Raw genomic sequence first — 19,220 nt, 5'->3', positions numbered from 1 at the left:
CCCACGATTGGCTTGATAGCAGAAACCGGCATTGCCATTGAACATCCCCCGAGATATGGTTTTGAGCACTTGAAGGGCTCACCCAGAGGCGCAGGCTTGTTCCTATCGTCGGTCTAGCCAGATGCATTCTTTATCGGCGCTTGGGTGAAAGGAGGAGGGGCGAAATCTCCCACGGATCTGTACTGCGCTAACAGTCAGAATCGAGCCTTGTCCCTCCTCCTCCCTTCAAGTCCTAGCATACAAGCGAGCTTGCTCGCGATCGGCGCGATGCAGATCCCGGATCTTAGTGGCGAGCGGTCGCATCGCCACGCTTGCCCGACACCTTGCGGCAGTGCACCAGCGCATCACGGATCATGAAGTTCACCAGGGTCGGCGAGACGCCGAGTTCCTTGGCGATGTCCTTTTGCGGTACGCCGTGCAGGCGATACATCTCGAAGGCGTAGCGGGTACGGCTCGGCAACTCGGTCAACGCATCGGCAATGTGCTCCAGCGTCGAGAAATTGATGTGCGACGTTTCCGGTGACGCACCCTGGATCACCACATTCAGCCCTTCCTCTTCAGGGCCGGAATACTTCTGTTCCAGCGCCTGCTTGCGGTAGTGGTCGATTGCCAGGTTGCGCACGATCTGGAACAGGTAGCTGAGCTGAGCCTTGATCGAACTGGTGATGGGCGGGGCCGATTGCAACCGGAAGAATGCATCCTGCACAACATCTTCGGCACGTGAGCGGCAACCAGTAATTCGGGCTGCGATCTTCACCAGAATCAGTCGATTGTCGACGAATGCCTGAAGTAGCGGTGTATCGCACCTGCTTGTGGATACTGGTTCCATCATGGAAATCACCCTGCTGCCAAAAGGTTAGTGGGACGGCGAATGAACCGGGGGGCCGTCCTACAGATCGAGCGCCAAATTAGGCTTAATGATAAATATTCTCAAATGAGAAAAATAACTAATGCGCTTCAAAAATGCAGAGTGATAACTGCGACACGCTGACTCACTTCCGTCCGCTTTGTGTTCCAGCCAGCGACTAATTATTTCAAGACGCCATCCGTTCTCATTGGTGAATGGAACAGCGCAATCCTCATAACCCTGTAGGAGCGAGCTCGCTCCGGGCGGCGTTCCGACGATGCTCGTCAACGATGGCGATGGGCGCCTGACACCCCGCGGCGTTCTCCGGATTTTCGCGAGCAGGCTCGCTCCTACCAAGCCGAATTCAGGCAGGAAACCTCATGACTGACGCGTTCGAACTCCCCAGTACAATGGTCCAAGCCCTTCAGCGCCGCGCGGCCCTGACGCCGGATCGGGTGGCCCTGCGCTTTCTCGCCGAGACCCCGGATCAGGCTGTGGTGCTCAGCTATCGCGAACTGGACCTGCGGGCGCGGACGATTGCCGGTGCGTTGCAGGCTCAAGCGGAGTTTGGCGACCGCGCCGTGTTGCTGTTCCCCTGCGGCCCGGATTACGTCGCTGCGTTCTTCGGTTGCCTGTACGCCGGGGTGATCGCGGTGCCGGCCTACCCGCCGGAGTCGACGCGCCGTCATCATCAGGAGCGCCTGTTGTCGATCATCAGCGATGCCCAGCCGCGCTTGCTGCTGACCAGCGCCGGGCTGCGTGATGCGTTGCAGCAAATCGACGGGGCGCCGCCGTTGCTGTGTGTCGATACCCTCGACGGTGCACTGGCCGAGCGCTGGGTCGCGGCGCACTTGCAGGACGATCACATCGCCTTCCTTGCAATACACCTCCGGCTCCACCGCGCTGCCTAAAGGCGTGCAAGTCAGCCACGGCAATCTGGTGGCCAACGAATTGCTGATTCGACACGGTTTCGGTATTGACCTGAACCCCGACGACGTCATCGTCAGCTGGCTGCCGCTGTACCACGACATGGGCCTGATCGGCGGCCTGTTGCAGCCGATTTTCAGCAGCGTGCCTTGCGTGTTGATGTCTCCGGCGTACTTCCTCGGCCGGCCGTTGCGCTGGCTGGAGGCGATCAGCGAATACGGCGGCACCATCAGCGGCGGGCCGGATTTTGCCTATCGCTTGTGCAGCGAGCGGGTCAGCGAGTCGGCCCTGGAGCGGCTTGACCTGAGTGGCTGGCGCGTGGCGTATTCCGGTTCCGAACCGATTCGCCTCGACACCCTGGAGCGCTTCGCCGAAAAGTTCTCCACCTGTGGCTTCAGCGCGGACAGTTTCATGGCCTCCTACGGTCTGGCCGAAGCCACCTTGTTCGTGGCCGGCACAGCGCGCGGTAAAGGCATCGGCAACCTGCGGGTGGACGATCAGGCCCTGGCGCAGAACCGTGTCGAAGTGGACGAGGGCAGCCCGATCATGAGTTGCGGTATCAGCCAACCGGCGCACGCGGTGCTGATCATCGACCCGGTCTCGCTCAGCGAACAGGCCGACAACGTCGAAGGCATGCTGCTGCACACCTTGCTGGAGCCGGGCACCGGCCTGTACTACATGCAGGACCGCTACCGCATCAACAGCGAACTCGACCCGCTGCGTTTCGCCCAGGCCTGGCAAGCGGTGATCGCCCGCCACGAAGCCTTGCGCGCGTCGTTCTGCTGGAACGTCGGCGAAGACATGCTGCAAGTGATCCACAAACCGGGCAGCACGCCGATCGAATACTTCGACTGGAGCGATCTCGCCGAAGCCGAGCAAGAGCCGAAGTTGCAAACCGTGCTCAAGACCGAACGCGAGGCCGGGTTCGATCTGCTCAACCAGGCACCCTTCCACTTGCGTTTGATCCGTGTGGGCGCGGCGCGCTACTGGTTCATGATGAGCAACCACCACATCCTCATCGATGCCTGGTGCCGTTCGCTGCTGATGAACGATTTCTTCGAGATCTACAGCGCCCTCGGCGAAGGCCGGGAAGCGCAGCTGGCGGTGCCGCCACGTTATCGCGACTACATCGGCTGGCTGCAACACCAAAGCCTGGCCGAAGCACGGAAGTGATGGAAAACTAACCTGCAGGGTTTCGAACGGACCACACCGATCCCGAGTGACCGGCCATTGCTGCGCGAACATGCCGGCGACAGCGGCGGCATGATCGTCGGCGACCGCTACACAAGGCTCGATGCCCGGGACGGCGCACAATTGCGCGAACTGGCCCAGGCCCATCAGTTGACCATCAATACCTTCGCGCAGGCGGCGTGGGCGCTGGTGCTACGGCGCTTGAGCGGTGATCGCGACGTGCTGTTCGGCGTCACCGTGGCCGGGCGTCCGGTGGACATGCCCCAGATGCAGCGCACCGTCGGACTGTTCATCAACAGCATCGCGCTGCGGGTGAAAATGCCCGAGGACGGTCAGCGTTGCAGCGTGCGTCAGTGGCTCACCGGTTTGCTCGACAACAACATGCAACTGCGCGAGTACGAATACCTGCCGCTGGTGAACATCCAGGAGCAAAGCGAACTGCCCAAAGGCCAGCCGCTGTTCGACAGCCTATTCGTGTTCGAAAACGCCCCGGTGGAAGTCTCGGTGCTGGACCGTGCGCAGAGCCTCAACGCGACCTCGGATTCAGGCCGCACGCACACCAACTTCCCGCTGACGGCGGTGTGCTATCCAGGTGATGATCTGGGCTTGCACCTGTCCTACGACCAGCGCTACTTCGATGAGGCCACGGTCGAGCGCATGCTCGGCGAGTTCAAGCGTTTGCTGCTGGCGCTGGTGGACGGCTTCCATGGCGACATGGCCGACCTGCCGTTGCTGGGGGCGCAGGAGCAGGATTTCCTTCTCCATGGCTGCAACCAGAGCGAACGCGACTACCCGCTGGAGCAGAGCTACGTCGCATTGTTCGAAACCCAGGTCGCCCGACAACCCGCAGCGGATCGCCGCCAGTTGCCTTGACCGGCAGTACAGTTATCTGGAGCTGAACCAGCGCAGTAACCGCCTCGGCCATGCGTTGATCGCCGCCGGTGTCGGGCGCGATCAACCGGTGGCGTTGCTGGCCGAACGCAACCTCGATTTGCTGGGCATGATCATCGGCAGCTTCAAGGCGGGGGCGGGTTACCTGCCGCTGGACCCGGGTTTGCCGGGTCAGCGTCTGAGCCGGATCATCGAACTGAGCCGCACGCCATTGCTGGTGTGCACGCAAGCGTGCCGTGAGCAGGCGCAGGCCTTGCTCGAGGAGTTCGGCTGCGACAGCCGGCCACGGCTGCTGGTCTGGGAGGAAGTCCAGGCCCTTGCGCTGTCGGCGGACAATCCTGGTCTTTACAGCAGCCCGGACAACCTGGCCTACGTGATCTACACCTCCGGATCCACCGGGTTGCCCAAAGGCGTGATGGTTGAACAGCGCGGCATGCTCAACAACCAGTTGAGCAAGGTGCCGTACCTGAACCTGAGCGACGCTGATGTGATTGCGCAAACCGCCTCGCAAAGCTTCGACATTTCCGTGTGGCAGTTCCTCGCCGCGCCGTTGTTCGGTGCGCGGGTGGATATCGTGCCAAACACCATCGCCCACGATCCCCAGGGCTTGCTGGCGCATGTCGCGACCCAGGGCATCACCGTGCTGGAAAGCGTGCCGTCGCTGATCCAGGGCATGCTCGCCCAGGAGCGCATGAGCCTCGACGGTCTGCGCTGGATGCTGCCGACCGGTGAGGCGATGCCACCGGAGCTGGCGCACCAATGGTTGCAGCGCTATCCGGACATCGGCCTGGTAAACGCCTACGGTCCGGCGGAGTGCTCGGATGATGTGGCGTTCTTCCGTGTCGATCTGGCCTCGACCCGCGGCAGCTTTTTGCCGATCGGTACGCCGACCGACAATAACCTGTTGTATGTGCTCGATGACGCGCTTGATCTGGTGCCGTTGGGCGCGGTGGGTGAACTGTGCGTGGCAGGAACCGGAGTCGGCCGTGGCTATGTCAGCGATCCGCTGCGCACGGCACCGGTGTTTGTGCCGAACCCGTTCGGCGCACCGGGCGAGCGTCTGTATCGCACTGGCGATCTGGCCCGCCGTCGCAGCGATGGCGTGCTGGAGTATGTCGGCCGGGTCGACCACCAGGTGAAGATTCGCGGCTACCGCATCGAGCTGGGCGAAATCGAAGCACGCTTGCATGAACAAGCGGAAATCCGTGACGCAGCGGTCGGTGTGCAGGAAGGCGTCAACGGCAAGCACCTGGTTGGCTATCTGGTCGCGGCCGATGCTTCGCTTGATTCAAGCGAGCGACTGGAGCGAATCAAGCTGCGACTGCGTGCCGAACTGCCGGAGTACATGGTGCCACTGCACTGGTTGTGGCTGGACAAACTGCCGCTCAATGCCAACGGCAAACTGGATCGCAAGGCGCTACCGGCGCTGGAGATCGGCCAGATTGGGAGTCAGGATTACCAAGCGCCGCGCAATGACCTGGAACAGACCCTTGCCGACATTTGGGCCGAGGTGTTGAAGGTCGAACAGGTGGGCGTTCGCGACAACTTCTTCGAGCTGGGCGGACATTCGCTGCTGGCCACGCAAATCGCCTCGCGGGTGCAGAAAACCCTGCAGCGGGACGTGCCACTGCGGGCGATGTTCGAATGCAGTACGGTGGAGGAGTTGGCCGGGTACATCGATGGATTGGCGGCGAGTGAGATCACCGAGGAGAAGGTGGATCGTTTGAATGATTTGATGGCGGAGTTGGAGGGGATTTGATTCTCTAGCGGGCTCCACGGGAATGCTGAGCTGGCCTAAGGATTTTGGACACTTCAATCGGGCGCCATGATGGCGCCCCAGTCTGTGGTAATCCCTGCATACCGCTGCGGGCGATGAACGAGTGCAGCGCGGTGGAGGAACTGGCCGGGTCAACCCCCGGCGAGCCGGACTCTGTCGAGTCAACCTTATGCACGTTGGTGCGCTACAAACGTCTTGATGCTCATCGAGTTTTCTGTTCAGCCGATAGATGAAGTTCTGCCTCTCCCCCCAAGTGAAATATTCCCATTTCAAGTGCTTTGACCAGCGCAAGCCAGCGCGAGCTGACGCCGAATTTTCGACGAATATTGCAGAAGTGATAATTAACCCCCGCCTCAGTGCAATTGAGGATCCGTCCGATCTCCCAGGACGATTTGCCATTGGCGCACCACTTCAGGATCTCCTGCTCTCTGGCGGAGAGTTTCGGGCGGACTTGAGGTGTATTCGCGTAGCCGTGTGGCTTGGCGGGCGGTGTTTTAGATCGGGCCTGGGCTGGGCTCGCAGAATACATGGCTGGTCTCCCGGGGTAGGGGCGCCTTGGAGGGCGGTGAGTAACTCCAGGACTGTGTTATAGCGCGATTTTGGGTGGTTGAAACCTGTAAGAAATAACAGTTCGGGGCGCTGTGTTCGTGGGCTGTTTGCGAGTGCAGTGGAATCGATCATCCAGGTGTTCAGGTCGACCAGAGCCCGAAGCGCTCGGGCCTGTCTCGTCAAGCGGCGCCCGAGCCGAGCCTCCATAGGATGTCCAAACCCCGACTGCCGGATGCTTACGGCCATTTCACTGCTGGGAAAGGTTAACGTGGCAGTCTTTTCAAATGGCGACGCAGTCGCCGCAAGTTGTTCGGAGTTTCTCTAGCAGGACTGATAGTGTGTTTGGAGGCGGAGTTGTGTTTAAGTATTGATGTATTTCATTAGTCTGAAATACGGGAGGTCGATTTATTTTTTAGTTTATTATGAAGGGATGAAAAATGACTAATTTGGTGAGCGATTTCGCAATTAGCAATGCGCTTCAAATCAGAACGGATTGGGAGGATTATTATGCCGTAAAGGTTAGCTGGCCAGTTTCCGACGAATTTACTGAATATCGTCTTATGGGGGCGCCAGGATTGCCTATTAATCTAGCTGAGAGTGAAATAACGCTAACTTCGTTGAGCCCGGATACGATGTATCGGCTCTCTCTTTATGGAAGGCAGAAGCACAATGGCCAATGGGGCAGTGAGGGGCCTAAGCATGATGTAAGGACAAAAAGTACTAAACTTCACCTCTGGGTGACTGACGTTACAAAGACATCTTTCAAGTTGAATTGGCCAGGTGACACACAACGAGTAAAAGTGAAAATTGATAATGGTCCGGAAGAGACTCATCATAGTTCGAACCGTTGGAAGATAGTTAATGCAAGGCCTGGTCAGTCAGTAAGGTGTAGTGTTAGGTTGGATAATGCACAGGAATGGAATGACCTTGATTTTACGATGCCTAGAGACCTGCCGACCGCACCTGCCTATTTAGGTAAGTTTGAGCACACCAGCAATTCGGTTTTGTTGCATTGGGGGCCGGGAGCTGTCGATGGCGGTAAGATTCTTTACAGGGTGCGGCGCGATGAAGTAGTGCTTGAAGAAACAGAAGATACTGCTTACAGGGATTTAACCCCAGAGCAAGGCCGCACTTATGTTTATAGCGTTTGTACAGTCGATGATCAGTACAACGAATCGGAGCGGACTACACTGACCCTCAGGTTCGATGACCTTACCCCTCCCACAGAAATATCAAACTTGAGAACCACTGATCTTAACCTGCAGGTGCTCTGGGATTCGGCGTATGACTCTTCCGAGCGTCTTAAATACCATGTGTATCTGAATGGTGACCATAAGGGAACCACGGATGAGACGGCATTTTCTATTACCGAGATGGAGTCAGGGAAGCGCTATCAGATCTGTGTAGAGGCTGAGGATGCTTCCGGTAATAAATCAGAACAAGTATGTACAAGCTATCCGCCTATCGGCATTCCTTTAAAGCGCAAGCAATAACCGTGTAACGTCGTTGGCTTTGCGCGCTTGACCCAGTCCCGATGCCCAGGCATCGGGACTTTTGGTGCTTGGGGTCTGTTGCGTTGCATGCCTTGCCAATCGGTGACAGTCGTAAAAGTCCTTCTTTCAAACCGCTGTGTGTTTCCGCCTTAACTGACGCACTGAATGCCACGCCCCCTCGATCTGCCTGTACGCAGATGCTCCCTTCGCTCGTGCCACCAATCTATAGGTGCGCCTTGGTTTTCGAACCCTGATCCTTCTTGTGCTTGATAACGCTGATACTCCTTATTTTGAGGTTGTCAGCCGAATACTCGCCCCTGCATTTGTAGCGAAAATACCTACAAGCATTAAACAGAAGGTGTGGAAGCTTCCTCTACGGGTGGGGAATAAATCCTACAAGTAGATCGGATAAGTCTTGCATACCCGTCCTTCAGAAAGCGCGAAGATGCGCCCCGTTGAAATGCAATGCCAACTCTCTTGTTGGTATGACAACCCGGTGCTGGACTTTCGTCACTTGGCTGAAGCTTGCACTCTTACTTAGCTGTTTAAAGGTGAATTTAATGTTCAAGAAAGTTGCAATGTCTACCTCTGTGCTGGCTTTGGCTTTGGCTTCTTCGGCTGCACTGGCTGTTCCTCAGCAACATGATATTACTGTAATTGCTGATATTCCGGGCACTGATTTTTATGTGCAACCGGAAGACATGAGCACCATTCGCGACGAGCAACGCCTGCTTTGGAATCAGACGACCTCGAAGTTGGAAGGTATTACCCGGATGTTCAAGGTTAAGAGTTCCACTGGTGCTGCGGCAGGTCCTGATGTTGAGGCAACTCTTATGGAAGCCGCTGAAATTGTGGATATTGCCAACGCGAGTAACAAAATTAACTTGAACGTAAGCTTTAATGGTCGTGCATTGACGACTGTAGGCACCCCTGTCGTGGTTGTTGACAGTGGAGATGCGACAACTGAAATGCGAGCGCCTCTGGTAATTACCCCAGTTGAGCCAGCCAGCCCAGGTTACGTTGAAGGTAACTACCGCGGTTTCGTTAAAGTGATGTTCGACGCGCCATCGCCATAATGGTGAGTGGATTCTAACTGTCAGTACGTTGTTTGTGTGGCCGGCGCTCTAAGCCGGCCGCATTCTTCCTTGCGCATGCAAGCGCTAACTTGAGAAATATTTCCATGTTTTCGAAAGCTCCTATCGCAGGAGTGCTTGCGCTAATTATTTGCGCGGGTGCGCTTGCCAGTGAATCCAAACCTGCGGATAAATCCGTCAGTTTGCTGCAACAGGCTGAAGGCTTACCCGCGGAGTTTCATGAATTCTTTTTTGATGTGCCATTGGCTGTTCGCGTCGAAGTCGACCAACAGTTTCTGGGTGAGGCCATGATCCTGTTGACCCGAGATGAGCGGGTCACGTTGATCAATTTTACCGATACCCGCAACAGCGACCTGACTTCGACCGAACGTGATGAGTGGTCTGCGTTCTTGAGCCAGGGCGTGGCGCTGGGATCGTGCAAAAGCGCCTGCCCTCGGCAATTGCAGTCGGTTCACTACAGCCTTGCAGACTCCATGGTGTCGCTGGTAACGGCCAATGCCGAGCGCGACCCGCAAACCCGACAGTTTCACGATCAACCGGAAGGCGGCAGCGTCGGGTTGATTGTGCGCAATCAATTGAACATCAGCGGCGGTCAGGAGCAGAACGCGGCCGGTCGTTATGGCCTGGAGGCAAGTGCGAGCCTGGGCAACTGGACTAACACGTTCAACGCTCAACTTTCGCGCATGTCCGGGGTAGACACTGGCATCAAGCACGCGGTTCACGAGTTGCATGCCCAGCGGGAACTGGAAGGCAACTTCTTTCGTGCCGGGTACTTTACGCCCAGCGCCCAGGGTTTGACTCGGTCAGCGCGGACAATCGGCGCCGGCCCCGATACAGTGTTGGGCATGATGTACGGCAGTTCCGACAGCCTGGCGGTCGACGACCCTAAGCCGAGCCTCTATCCGATTTCGGTGACCGCCAATCGACAGGCGATGGTGGAGATTTATCGTAACGGGGTGCTGATCAACAGTCAGCAGGTGGCCAGCGGCCTTCAGACTCTGGACACGCGTCCGTTGCCGGGCGGCATCTACGAGGTGGAAGTACGCCTGATCGAAGACGGTCAAGTGATTTCCACCAACCAAGAGCTTATTTACAAGCCCACCAACTGGCGCAACCCGGAAAATCGCTGGCGTTACAACCTGTTTGCCGGTCGCGAAAGCAAGTTGCTCAGCAATTGGCAAGAAAGCGATGACGGCGATCTGACGGCAGGCGCTGCCTTCAACTTTCTGCTGCACCCACGAGTGGTCCTGGGCTTGTCCGCCCGACAGGTCAAGGAGCAGATGCAACTGGGCACTTCCGCGGAGTTGACGGTGAGCGACAAGACCTCCGTCTTTAGCAGCCTGTCCCAGACCAAGGGCGAAGGCACGGGCGTGGAAGTGCAGGGCGTGCATCACTACAACGGTGGCAGTCTGGTGTTGCGCCACCAGCGCAGTTGGCTGGACACACGCAACACTTACGAAACGCTGCCGGACGGAACGCACATCCGCCAACGCAATACGTACAACGGGCAAACCAGCAACACGTCGCTGTCGATGAGCCAACGCCTGAGCAGTAAGAGTTCGATCAGTGCGCAAATTTCCCATAGCGAGGGTTATTCCGAAGGTATGGGCATCGATTTGAGTTGGACCCGTAATGCACAGTTGTTTGGCAATGCTGCCGACTGGCGCGTGGCCGTGTTCGACCGGCCGGGTACCGTAGGTACTGCCGACCAGCGTAATCGCGGGATCGATATCAGCCTGCGCCTGGCACTGGGTTCAGACGGTCACCAGGTGTCCGGTAGCATCGGTCAGCGTACTTCGCGTGACGGTGGTCGGGATGCCAATGCGTCCGTCACCTATCGTCGGGACCTCAAGGATCACGTTTTGCAAAGCGTATCCGCCACCGCAAGCAGAGATGTATACGGGACCGGCCTGGCGGGCACGGTCGACTTCAAGACTGACCAGGTCAACGGCTCTATGCATGCGCAGCGCTCTTCCTACAACGGTGGTGTCACCGGTGGGTTGAATCTGGACAGTACCCTGGCGGTCAGTGGAAAAAACGTAGTACTTAGCAGCCAGGCCACAACTCGCGAGGCGGGCATGATCGTTGATGTTGAGAGCGACGTGGATGATATCCAGTTGCGCGCCGACGACTTCTCCGGCACCCACTCCACGCTGCGGGCAGGTCGTAATTTCATTCCGGTGTCGGCCTACAAGAACGGTACCGTGAACTTCGATTTCAACGGGACGGATGTACCCGCGGCGACCATCCAGCCGGCGCGTACCACCTATCACTTGAACAAGGGCGGCGTGGACTATCGTCAGGTACGCATTCTGAAGACTGTGACAGTCATGGGCCGCTTGGTGGATGCCGATGGAAAACCGCTGAAAGGCCACCATGTTATCAACCATGCCAGTCGTGGCGTCAGCGAAGTCGATGGGTTCTTTTCCATGGAACTTAGTGAAAAGTCTCCTACACTTGAAGTGCGGCACGACAGTCAGTTGTTATGCCAGTTCAGGCTCGATCCCACCTCCCAGCGTCGAGAGAACGATGTGCTGATGGTAGGCGATCTGCGGTGTCATCCAGACACCTTGGCCGAAGCTGCTTATAAGTCTGAGAAAGCCAGTTGATGGGCACTTATACAACAGCGGTCTGAATATGGCGTACACAGGAAAGTCAAATGAACAAGTTAATGAATCGCCTTGTATTGGCGGGGATGCTTTGCGGGTTTTATCCGGGTTCTGCCCATGCAGCCACATTGAACGTAGATGCAGAAATAAAGCCGGATCCGAGTAATCCGGCCAGTGCTGAAATTATTAACAACACCCCAGTTACCGGATTTTGTGTGGAATACCCGGGCCAATGCGCTAGCAATCGTATTCGAAGTAATACTTTTAATATTACTTTTCAATCGTCTGGGGCTATTCCGCAGGATGGCAACCTGCCCTTTAGTTTTCCAGCGACATGGCGCAAATTTAATGTCGCCCATGAGAGTATTCCTGGCGAAACCGCAGAGATCGAAATCCGAATTGCCGGAGCAGGAACCCGTTATCGCTTGAGTGACACTGCACAAGCGCTGACGGGGCGACCACCGGGTGTCACTCCTCATGAATACCATGTCACTCTTTGGAGGCCCTCATGGGCTAACGCGATTGCCCCCTGTACTTCGGTGATTTCTGATGGTGCTGATCCAAATGGAAGGGACTACACAACTTTCTGGAAAATCTCTGAAGTGGCCAGCACCTGTGGTCCAAGAATCGCACGATTTGCAATTCCGTGGATGACTTTAGACAGGCTCGATGTAGCTTATGAGTTACGAGCCGTTCGCCCGGAAAAACTGATCAGTGGCAACTATGTAGGATCGTATACCTACACAATACCCAGCGACTTGAACATGGGTAATTTGAATGCCAGTGATCCTTCAATGACATTCAACCTGAACCTGTCAGTGAAACAAGACGTCAAGGTCGTCATGTCCTCCGACAGGGTTGCCCTCGCGCCCAAGGGCGGATGGATGGAGTGGATTACTAACGGTCGCAAAGAGGAGAAGTTACTGGGGGACCTGCGGTTTTCCATATTGAGCTCTGCGCCGTTCAAGATGGAACTTACTTGCGAGCGTTTTTTTGGTGAGACTTGTGCGATTGGAAATGGATCCCATCAAGTACCGGTCGATATGAGTGTCAGTCTGCCACCTCCGTGGGTCGATGATATGAGTCAGCCTATATCGCGGCGTCCGCTAACAGTGACCGGCACCGGTTTGCAACATCTAAAACTGATAGGTTTGCCCACTGGGCAGCCCAGTCTTTTGCACTTCGAGGTGCAACCAGACTCAGTTAAGGATATGCAAAGCGACAGCAGTTATCGCGGAACCGTATATGTCACCTTTGATTCGGACATTTAATGGCAGTAGCACGGCCTGAGGCTTAACCAGGCCAGTTTCCAGCACGAGGTTTATCTCATGAATTTTTTTTATACGTTGCTTTGCACATTGATGTTCAGCCTGAGCGCTCATGCAGGCCCGAGCCTGCAAATTGGTACCTTCTATGACTTTATGAGAGGTAATCAAAGTAGTTATCTAAAACGTATTCATAACGGCGGTACATCAACGGCATTCGTAAAAGTCGAGATCAAGGAGATTTTTTACGAGAAGAACGGGGAGTCTCGAGAAGAGCCCTTGAAGACCGTCGAGGGCAGTACTCGCGATGGCCTGGTTGCCAGTCCGGCCCGATTGATCGTGCCAGCCAAGGGCACTCAGGGCACCCGCCTGTTGTATACCGGCGATCGTAGCAAGGAGCGATATTTCCGGGTCCGCTTTTTGCCGGTAGTACCTGAAAAAGAAGATAAATTCGCCGTCGCCGAAAGTGAGCGCGAATCCTATGAAAAGAGCATGTCTGCCGGTTTCAACGTAATGGCGGGTTATGGCTCAGTATTTTTTGTCCGCCCGGCCGATACCCGGTTTGATACCAAAATCGATAACACTGCGGATCGTTATAAAGTGCAAAATAATGGCAATAGCGTAGTTGTCGTCGACGCGTTCAAGGACTGCGCGGCCAAGAACGAAGATGATTGCAAGCCGACCAAAAAAGTACACTTGATTCCAGGTCATGATTTCGCGTTCGACAAACAAGCGGGTCGAGTCTATCGCTACAACCTGATCGAGGACGAAAAGAAAACACCTGTGCAAGTGAAGGGGTAGTTAGCGTTCATGAGTCATGTTTCCCAAACCAGACAGGCAGGCAAGTGGGACATGGATCAGCGCTGGGATAGTTCGGTTTGCGTGGCCACTGTCATTTTGACTATGGCCACGCTTGCTTTTAGGGGCTGATTACCAGTCATCGAGGGCCTGGCGGCCAGCTACATCACCGGAGAGAAGGCGGTGGCACAAACGCACACACTCCAGCGATTGACGAGGGACTGTCAGCCACTCAGTCTTCCGGCTCCATTTTTACTCGCGGAGACAGTCGATGCCCTACGTAACGATAGATGGACAAGCCCATCACTACATCGATCAAGGCACCGGCCCGGCGGTACTGCTGGCCGGTAGTTACCTGTGGGACCAGGCCATGTGGGCGCCGCAGATTGCCGCGCTGTCGCAACAGTATCGGGTGATAGCTATGGACCTCTGGGGACACGGCCAATCCGGGCCGTTGCCTGTCGGTACGACGTCGCTGGATGACCTGGCGCGTCAGGCATTGGTCTTGCTCGACCACCTGGACATCGAGCGGGTCACACTGGTCGGCCTGTCGGTGGGCGGCATGTGGGGCGTGCGCCTGGCGCTGTCGGCAGCGTACCGGCTCAATGGCCTGGTGTTGATGGACACCTACGTCGGCGCCGAACCGGAGCCGACTCGCCAGTATTATTTTTCACTGTTGAAGCAGATCGAAGAGGCGGGTTTCATCACTCCAGCGCTGCTGGATATCGTGGTGCCGATTTTCTTCCGGCCGGGCATTAATCCGCAGTCGGCGCTCTACCGGAATTTTCGTGCTTCCCTGGCGGGTCTACCCTCGGATCGCCTGCGTGAAAGCATCGTGCCGATGGGGCGGATCACATTTGGGCGGGATGACCAGTTATCACGTCTGGGCGAACTGGACGCAGCGACCACTTTGGTGATGTGCGGCGATCAGGACAAGCCTCGGCCACCGAGTGAAGCCCGTGAAATGGCCGAGTTGATTGGCTGCCCGTGTGTGCTGGTGCCAGAGGCTGGGCATATTTCCAATCTGGAGAATCCCGGGTTTGTGACTGAAACTCTGTTGGCATTTTTGGCCGGCAGGGCTTAGTCGAATCTACCGACGCCATCGCGAGCAGGCTCGCTCCCACAGGCAATCGCCTATCCCTGTGGGAGCGAGCCTGCTCGCGATAGGGGCGCAGAAGTCACTTCGGTCCGAGAATCTTCGCCAGTTTGTCCGGCGAAGGCGCGCCTTGCTGCTGTTGCAGATTACCCTTGTCGTCCATGTAGAAAATCGCCGGCGTCGCCTGCAACTCCAGCTCTTCCATCAATTGCATGTTGGCCGCGAATTTTGCCTGAATCGCTGGCGGTACTTCCTTCAAGGCTTTGAGCGAACTGTCCTTGCCAGCGGCTTCGTGGTCCTGCAGGGCCTTTTCCGGGTCTTTGGCGGCGAGCAGTGCGGCGGATTTGCCCGGGCTGTCTTCGCGGATGATGCCCACCATGATGTGACGCAGTTGCACCTTGCCGGCCTTGACCCACGGCCGGGCCTGTTCCCAGAACATGTTGCAGTACGGGCAGTTCGGGTCACTGAACAGGTACACCACGCGCGGCGCATCCTTCTTGCCGTCGCCGATCCAGTTGCTGGTTTCGAACTTGGCCCAGACTTCCTTGGCCATCGGGGCATACACCAGTTTTTGCAATGGCGCACTGCTCAGGTCATTGCCCTCGGCGTCATACAGGTTGCCCAGCAACACGTGTTTGCCATCCGGGGTCAGGTACAGCGCCATGCCGCGGTTCTGGTATTGCGCGGCATAACCGCGCAAGCCGTCGGGGGCGTCGAACTGGCCGACGATTTTCGCGCCCTTGGCCTCGATTTTCTTGATCGCATCGGGCAACTCTTCGGCCTGCACCGATGGCAGGTGCAACAGGGCGGCACCGAGGCTCAGGGTCAGCAGGTGGCGGAGGCGGGGCATGGCAATTTCCTTGAAGAGGTGGCGGGTACGGTGTCGAAGTTTTCCAGCGCGCGGGCCAGGCTGGCTTCCGACAACTCGCCCAGATGGCTACCCAGCAGGCGACCTTCGGGGTTGTAGAACAGCGTAGTCGGCAATGCCATGGAACCGACGGCCTGGCTCAGACGCCCGCTGCCGTCGAACAGCACGTTGGACAGGCTCAGGCCCTGGGTTTCCAGAAAGGTCGCGACGCTTTGCATGCTTTCCGCCTGATTGACGAACAGGAACGTCAGGTCCGGTCGTTGTTGCTGGGCGTTTTCCAGCACCGGCATTTCCCGGCGGCACGGTGGGCACCAGGTGGCCCAGAGATTGATCACTAAGGGGCCGCCCTTGTAGTCGGCCAGTTGCACGGTTTCGCCGGCGGCGTTGCGCAGGGTGATTTCCGGCAGGCGTGTGCCTTGTTCATAAATCGACAGGGAGAAGGTCGCCAACAGCCAGAACACCAGGCCACTGACCACGCCATAGCCCAATGGACGGCGCAGACCCGGGCGACGCCAGCCGCGATACAGCGTGGCGAGCAAAACCACGACCACCCCCGGCCAGGCGAGAAAACCGCCATCGCGCAGGTCGATGACCTGCCACGGATCATTGCGATAGTGCACCCAATAGGCCGCCACGAAACTGATTCGGGCCGCCAGCATGCCTAGTAGGAACAGGCTGAACAGCACCGACTCGGGGTTTTCACCACCACGCTTGGCGACCCGCCAGCCGACAAAAGTGGCCAGCGCCAGCGCACTGATTAGCAGCAAGTGATTAAGCGCGATGGCAAAGGTGCCGAGGGTGAAGGTCAGCATTAACGGGCGTCTCGGGTGTTGGTCCAGCGTTGCAGGAAAGTATCGGCATCGACCTCGCCGGTGATGCGCTGGCTGCGACGCTCTTCACCGTCCACGCCAATCCACAGCAGGCTCGGCGGCCCTGGCACTTTGTAGCGGCCGAGCAGTTCGCGGCTGGCGGCATTGTCGGCGGTGACGTCCAGTCGGAGCAAGCGCACATCGCCCAAGGCTTCGAGGACACGGGTTTTGCCGAAGACCTGTTTTTCCATGACCTTGCACGACACGCACCAGTCGGCGTAGTAGTCCAGCAGCACCCACTGGCCCTGATCCTGCGCGGCGTCGAGTTCCCGTTGCAGTGCCTGTGGATCCTTGATGGTGGTGAAGGCATCGTGGCCAACCGGCACGGCGGCCACAGCCTGGTTCGAGGCGCGGTAGACCTGCAATGGCTTGAACGGATCATCGCCGCCACCGGCCGCACCGATCACCAACAGGCCACCCCATAAACCGAGCAGCAACGAACTGGCGCCAAACAGGTGCGCGATACGGCCAAAACCTTCCGACTGTTTCCAGGCGCTGTAGGCGGCGATCAACAGCAGCGCGCCGCACAAGCCGACCCACAGGGATTCGTCCAGCACCGGGCGCAGCATCAACAAGGCGGTGGCGAGGAACAGTAAGCCGAAAATGCCTTTGATCAGGTTCATCCAGGCCCCAGGCTTGGGCATGAAGCGATTGCCGACGGTCACCAGCAACAGCAGCGGCACACCGATGCCGATGCCCATGGCGAACAGAATCAATCCGCCATGCAATGCGTTACCGCTTTGCGCGATGTAGAGCAGGGCGCCGGCCAGCGGTGCGGTCATGCACGGGCCGACCAGCAGACCGGACAGCGCCCCCAGCACCCCGGCGCCGATCAGGTTGCCGCCGCGCTGATTGCGCGAGACGTTTTCCAGGCGATCACGCACGGCGACCGGCAGTTGCAGTTCGAAGAAGCCGAACATCGGCAGCGCCAGCAGCACGAAAATCGCCGCGAAACTCCCCAGCAGCCAGGGGTTCTGCAACCAGGCTTGCAGGTTCGCCCCTAGGGAGGCGGCCAGGACACCCATCGCCGCATACACCAGCGCCATGCTGATTACGTAACTGCTGGCCAGGGCAAATCCACGTTTGGGCGTGGCGCCGCTGCCGACGATCAACCCGGCCAGAATCGGCAGCATTGGCAATGAACAAGGCGTGAAGGCCAGCAACAGGCCCAGGCCGAAGAACAGCAAAAGGCTCCAGCCAAGCGCCCGTTGTTGCAGGCTGCTGGCCAGCGCCTGGTCCGGTGCTTCAGTGGCCGCATTCAGCGCATTGGTATTGCCCAGGTCCACGACCCTGGTTTGTGGCGGATAACACAAACCGGCATCGGCGCAGCCCTGGTAACTGACCTTGACCTGACCACTGGCACCCGCCGGAATCTTCAGTTCCAGGCCCTGACGGTAGACTTGCTGTTCACCGAAAAACTCGTCGCTGTGGGCTTCACCTTCCGGCAACGCAGGATGCTGTTCGACAGACAATCCGTCGAACTTCAAGCGTTTCTGGTACAGGTAATAGCCGTCGGTGATCTGCCAATAGAGCTGGGTTTCACCGGATTCCAGACGTTCGGAAGTGAAGGTGAAGGCTTTGTCGACGGAAAGAAAGTCGGGTTTGGTTTCAAAAGGATTGTTGCCAGCCTGGGCCTGACTCAGGCTGGCAAACAATGCCAGCAGCAAGAAAACGAAGTAACGCATCGACAACACCTGGGGCTTACATAATTCATGCACGATGATGGTCGTCGATTAACCGGGTGTTAACGCAAAAAAGTCGAGCGTGCGCATGGACTGATACAACATGGCGTTACTGGCCAGGCCGAGTCACTTGATATCGCTATAGGTCAACCTGTACTCGGACATTGGCGGATGATCGACCTCCCACTGCCGGGCAAAGACTTTGGCGGCGGTGATCTGATCGGCTGTCATGATTGTTGCAACGGACTGGAGGTCCTGTGTGGCCAGGGTATGCACGGATAACTCCCGGGTGGTTTCGGCGATCAGCCAGAACAAACCGTAACTTTTGACCAGATCCTCCGTGAAGCCATATTCGTCAGTGCCATCTTCAGTGGTGTAAAAACCACCGAGGGCACGGCCATAGTTCAGCAGTCCGTAGACATCATTGCGCTGTGCGCGTTTTTCAACCAATTGACGCCTGACAGGGAGATCCCAAAGGGCTGGCGGTCGATTGGCAGACCAATGCATGGCCCTGGAGAAACCACTGTCAGCGGCTTTTTTCAGCAAGCCGTGGATGGCGGTATCTCTCTCTGTCTCGTCAACAATGAGCGTTTTGTCCTCCTCGTACTTGATCGCGAGAATGAACTGGGCCTCCATTGAGCCGGCATCGGCCGCTTTTTTAAGCGTCGCAATGTTCTGGTCCAGTTCGTACAGCTCAAGCATGGCGTCGGCATTGCCTTTATCCGCCTCTGCCTGAGCCAGTTCCTTGGCTTTTTTCAGCGAGTCATCGTCGCCCAGCCGCATCAGGGCGTACACGTGATTTTGCGCCGCGGCCAGTCCATACCACTTTTTCGCGTCATCGGTCAGGCCCTTTGCCCGGCGCCTGAAGACTTCGCCCAAGGCGTATTGCGCATCCCGATTGCCAGCCGTTGCGCCGATAGTCAGATAGGTTTGCGACTGGGTGAACTCGCCCAGGTTGTACAATGCCAGCCCCTTGGTCGTGGCTTGTGTTGGCAGCTCGGTCACCTGGGTGGTTTGCATTTCCAGCCCGTCAGGCAGATTGAACAGTGACTTGAGCGCGGGTTCGTGGGTATACATAGTGGGTACCTGTGATGAATTGAATGTGAGTGCTACCCGACACAGACTATTGAGATAGGTGGGTATGGATGCGGTACATATGTATTGCATTCAATCAATCCTGGCGCGCCATCGTTACCCTCTGGTTCTCAGGCATAATCCGGGGTTAATCGGCGGTGTATTCAATCGCCATATTTGCGAAGGTTTC

12 protein-coding genes and 1 pseudogene are annotated in these 19,220 nt (G+C 57.3%); 7 read left to right on the top strand and 6 right to left on the bottom strand.

Going from position 1 to position 19,220, the window contains the following annotated elements:
- Nucleotides 1–283: 283 nt before the first annotated feature.
- Nucleotides 284–832 (bottom strand): RNA polymerase factor sigma-70, encoded by a 549-nt coding sequence (locus AC1DVE_RS27895; protein ID WP_223456877.1) that lies wholly within the window; start codon nt 830–832, stop codon nt 284–286.
- 395 nt (nt 833–1,227) lie between these two features.
- Between AC1DVE_RS27895 and AC1DVE_RS27890 the strand changes: the two are divergent.
- A pseudogene (locus AC1DVE_RS27890) lies at nt 1,228–5,615 on the top strand (amino acid adenylation domain-containing protein).
- A 220-nt stretch (nt 5,616–5,835) separates the two neighbouring features.
- On the opposite strand, the gene AC1DVE_RS27885 reads toward AC1DVE_RS27890, so the two are convergent.
- Entirely contained in the window at nt 5,836–6,162 is a 327-nt protein-coding gene (locus tag AC1DVE_RS27885; protein ID WP_223456873.1) for a helix-turn-helix domain-containing protein, read from the bottom strand.
- Between the two features lie 457 nt (nt 6,163–6,619).
- Here AC1DVE_RS27885 and AC1DVE_RS27880 point away from each other — a divergent pair, with 457 nt between their 5' ends.
- From AC1DVE_RS27880 to AC1DVE_RS27855, 6 genes are all read left to right on the top strand, one after another.
- The gene (locus AC1DVE_RS27880) at nt 6,620–7,675 is read left to right on the top strand and encodes a fibronectin type III domain-containing protein (RefSeq protein ID WP_223456871.1); all 1,056 of its coding nucleotides are present in this window, start codon (nt 6,620–6,622) and stop codon (nt 7,673–7,675) included.
- A 560-nt stretch (nt 7,676–8,235) separates the two neighbouring features.
- A complete protein-coding gene (locus AC1DVE_RS27875; RefSeq protein ID WP_223456869.1) occupies nt 8,236–8,751 on the top strand; it encodes a CS1 type fimbrial major subunit in 516 nt (171 codons plus the stop codon).
- Between the two features lie 104 nt (nt 8,752–8,855).
- Nucleotides 8,856–11,378 carry a TcfC E-set like domain-containing protein gene (locus AC1DVE_RS27870; RefSeq protein ID WP_223533337.1) on the top strand — a complete coding sequence of 841 codons (2,523 nt, stop codon included), beginning with the start codon at nt 8,856–8,858 and terminating at the stop codon, nt 11,376–11,378.
- 50 nt (nt 11,379–11,428) lie between these two features.
- A complete protein-coding gene (locus AC1DVE_RS27865; RefSeq protein WP_223533336.1) occupies nt 11,429–12,649 on the top strand; it encodes a hypothetical protein in 1,221 nt (406 codons plus the stop codon).
- Nucleotides 12,650–12,706: 57 nt separating this feature from the next.
- Nucleotides 12,707–13,444, top strand: a complete 738-nt coding sequence (locus AC1DVE_RS27860) for a molecular chaperone (RefSeq protein ID WP_223456863.1) — start codon at nt 12,707–12,709, stop codon at nt 13,442–13,444.
- A gap of 268 nt (nt 13,445–13,712) precedes the next feature.
- Entirely contained in the window at nt 13,713–14,525 is an 813-nt protein-coding gene (locus tag AC1DVE_RS27855) for an alpha/beta fold hydrolase (RefSeq protein ID WP_223456861.1), read from the top strand.
- Nucleotides 14,526–14,619: 94 nt separating this feature from the next.
- On the opposite strand, the gene dsbG is transcribed toward AC1DVE_RS27855, so the two are convergent.
- From dsbG to AC1DVE_RS27835, 4 genes are all read right to left on the bottom strand, one after another.
- On the bottom strand, nt 14,620–15,387 hold the full coding sequence (gene dsbG, locus AC1DVE_RS27850; protein WP_046040574.1) for a thiol:disulfide interchange protein DsbG: 768 nt from the start codon (nt 15,385–15,387) through the stop codon (nt 14,620–14,622).
- Nucleotides 15,363–16,217: a TlpA disulfide reductase family protein gene (locus tag AC1DVE_RS27845; protein WP_223456853.1), complete on the bottom strand. Its 855-nt coding sequence runs from the start codon at nt 16,215–16,217 to the stop codon at nt 15,363–15,365. The genes dsbG and AC1DVE_RS27845 overlap by 25 nt, the downstream gene beginning before the upstream one ends.
- The gene (gene dsbD, locus AC1DVE_RS27840) at nt 16,217–17,959 is read right to left on the bottom strand and encodes a protein-disulfide reductase DsbD (protein ID WP_223543334.1); all 1,743 of its coding nucleotides are present in this window, start codon (nt 17,957–17,959) and stop codon (nt 16,217–16,219) included. The genes AC1DVE_RS27845 and dsbD overlap by 1 nt, the downstream gene beginning before the upstream one ends.
- Before the next feature lie 123 nt (nt 17,960–18,082).
- Nucleotides 18,083–18,976 (bottom strand): tetratricopeptide repeat protein, encoded by an 894-nt coding sequence (locus AC1DVE_RS27835; protein ID WP_223456849.1) that lies wholly within the window; start codon nt 18,974–18,976, stop codon nt 18,083–18,085.
- Nucleotides 18,977–19,220 lie beyond the last annotated feature (244 nt).

The organism is Pseudomonas sp. P4_B4, assembly GCF_056402255.1.
This window is presented reverse-complemented; position numbering and strand designations above follow the sequence as displayed.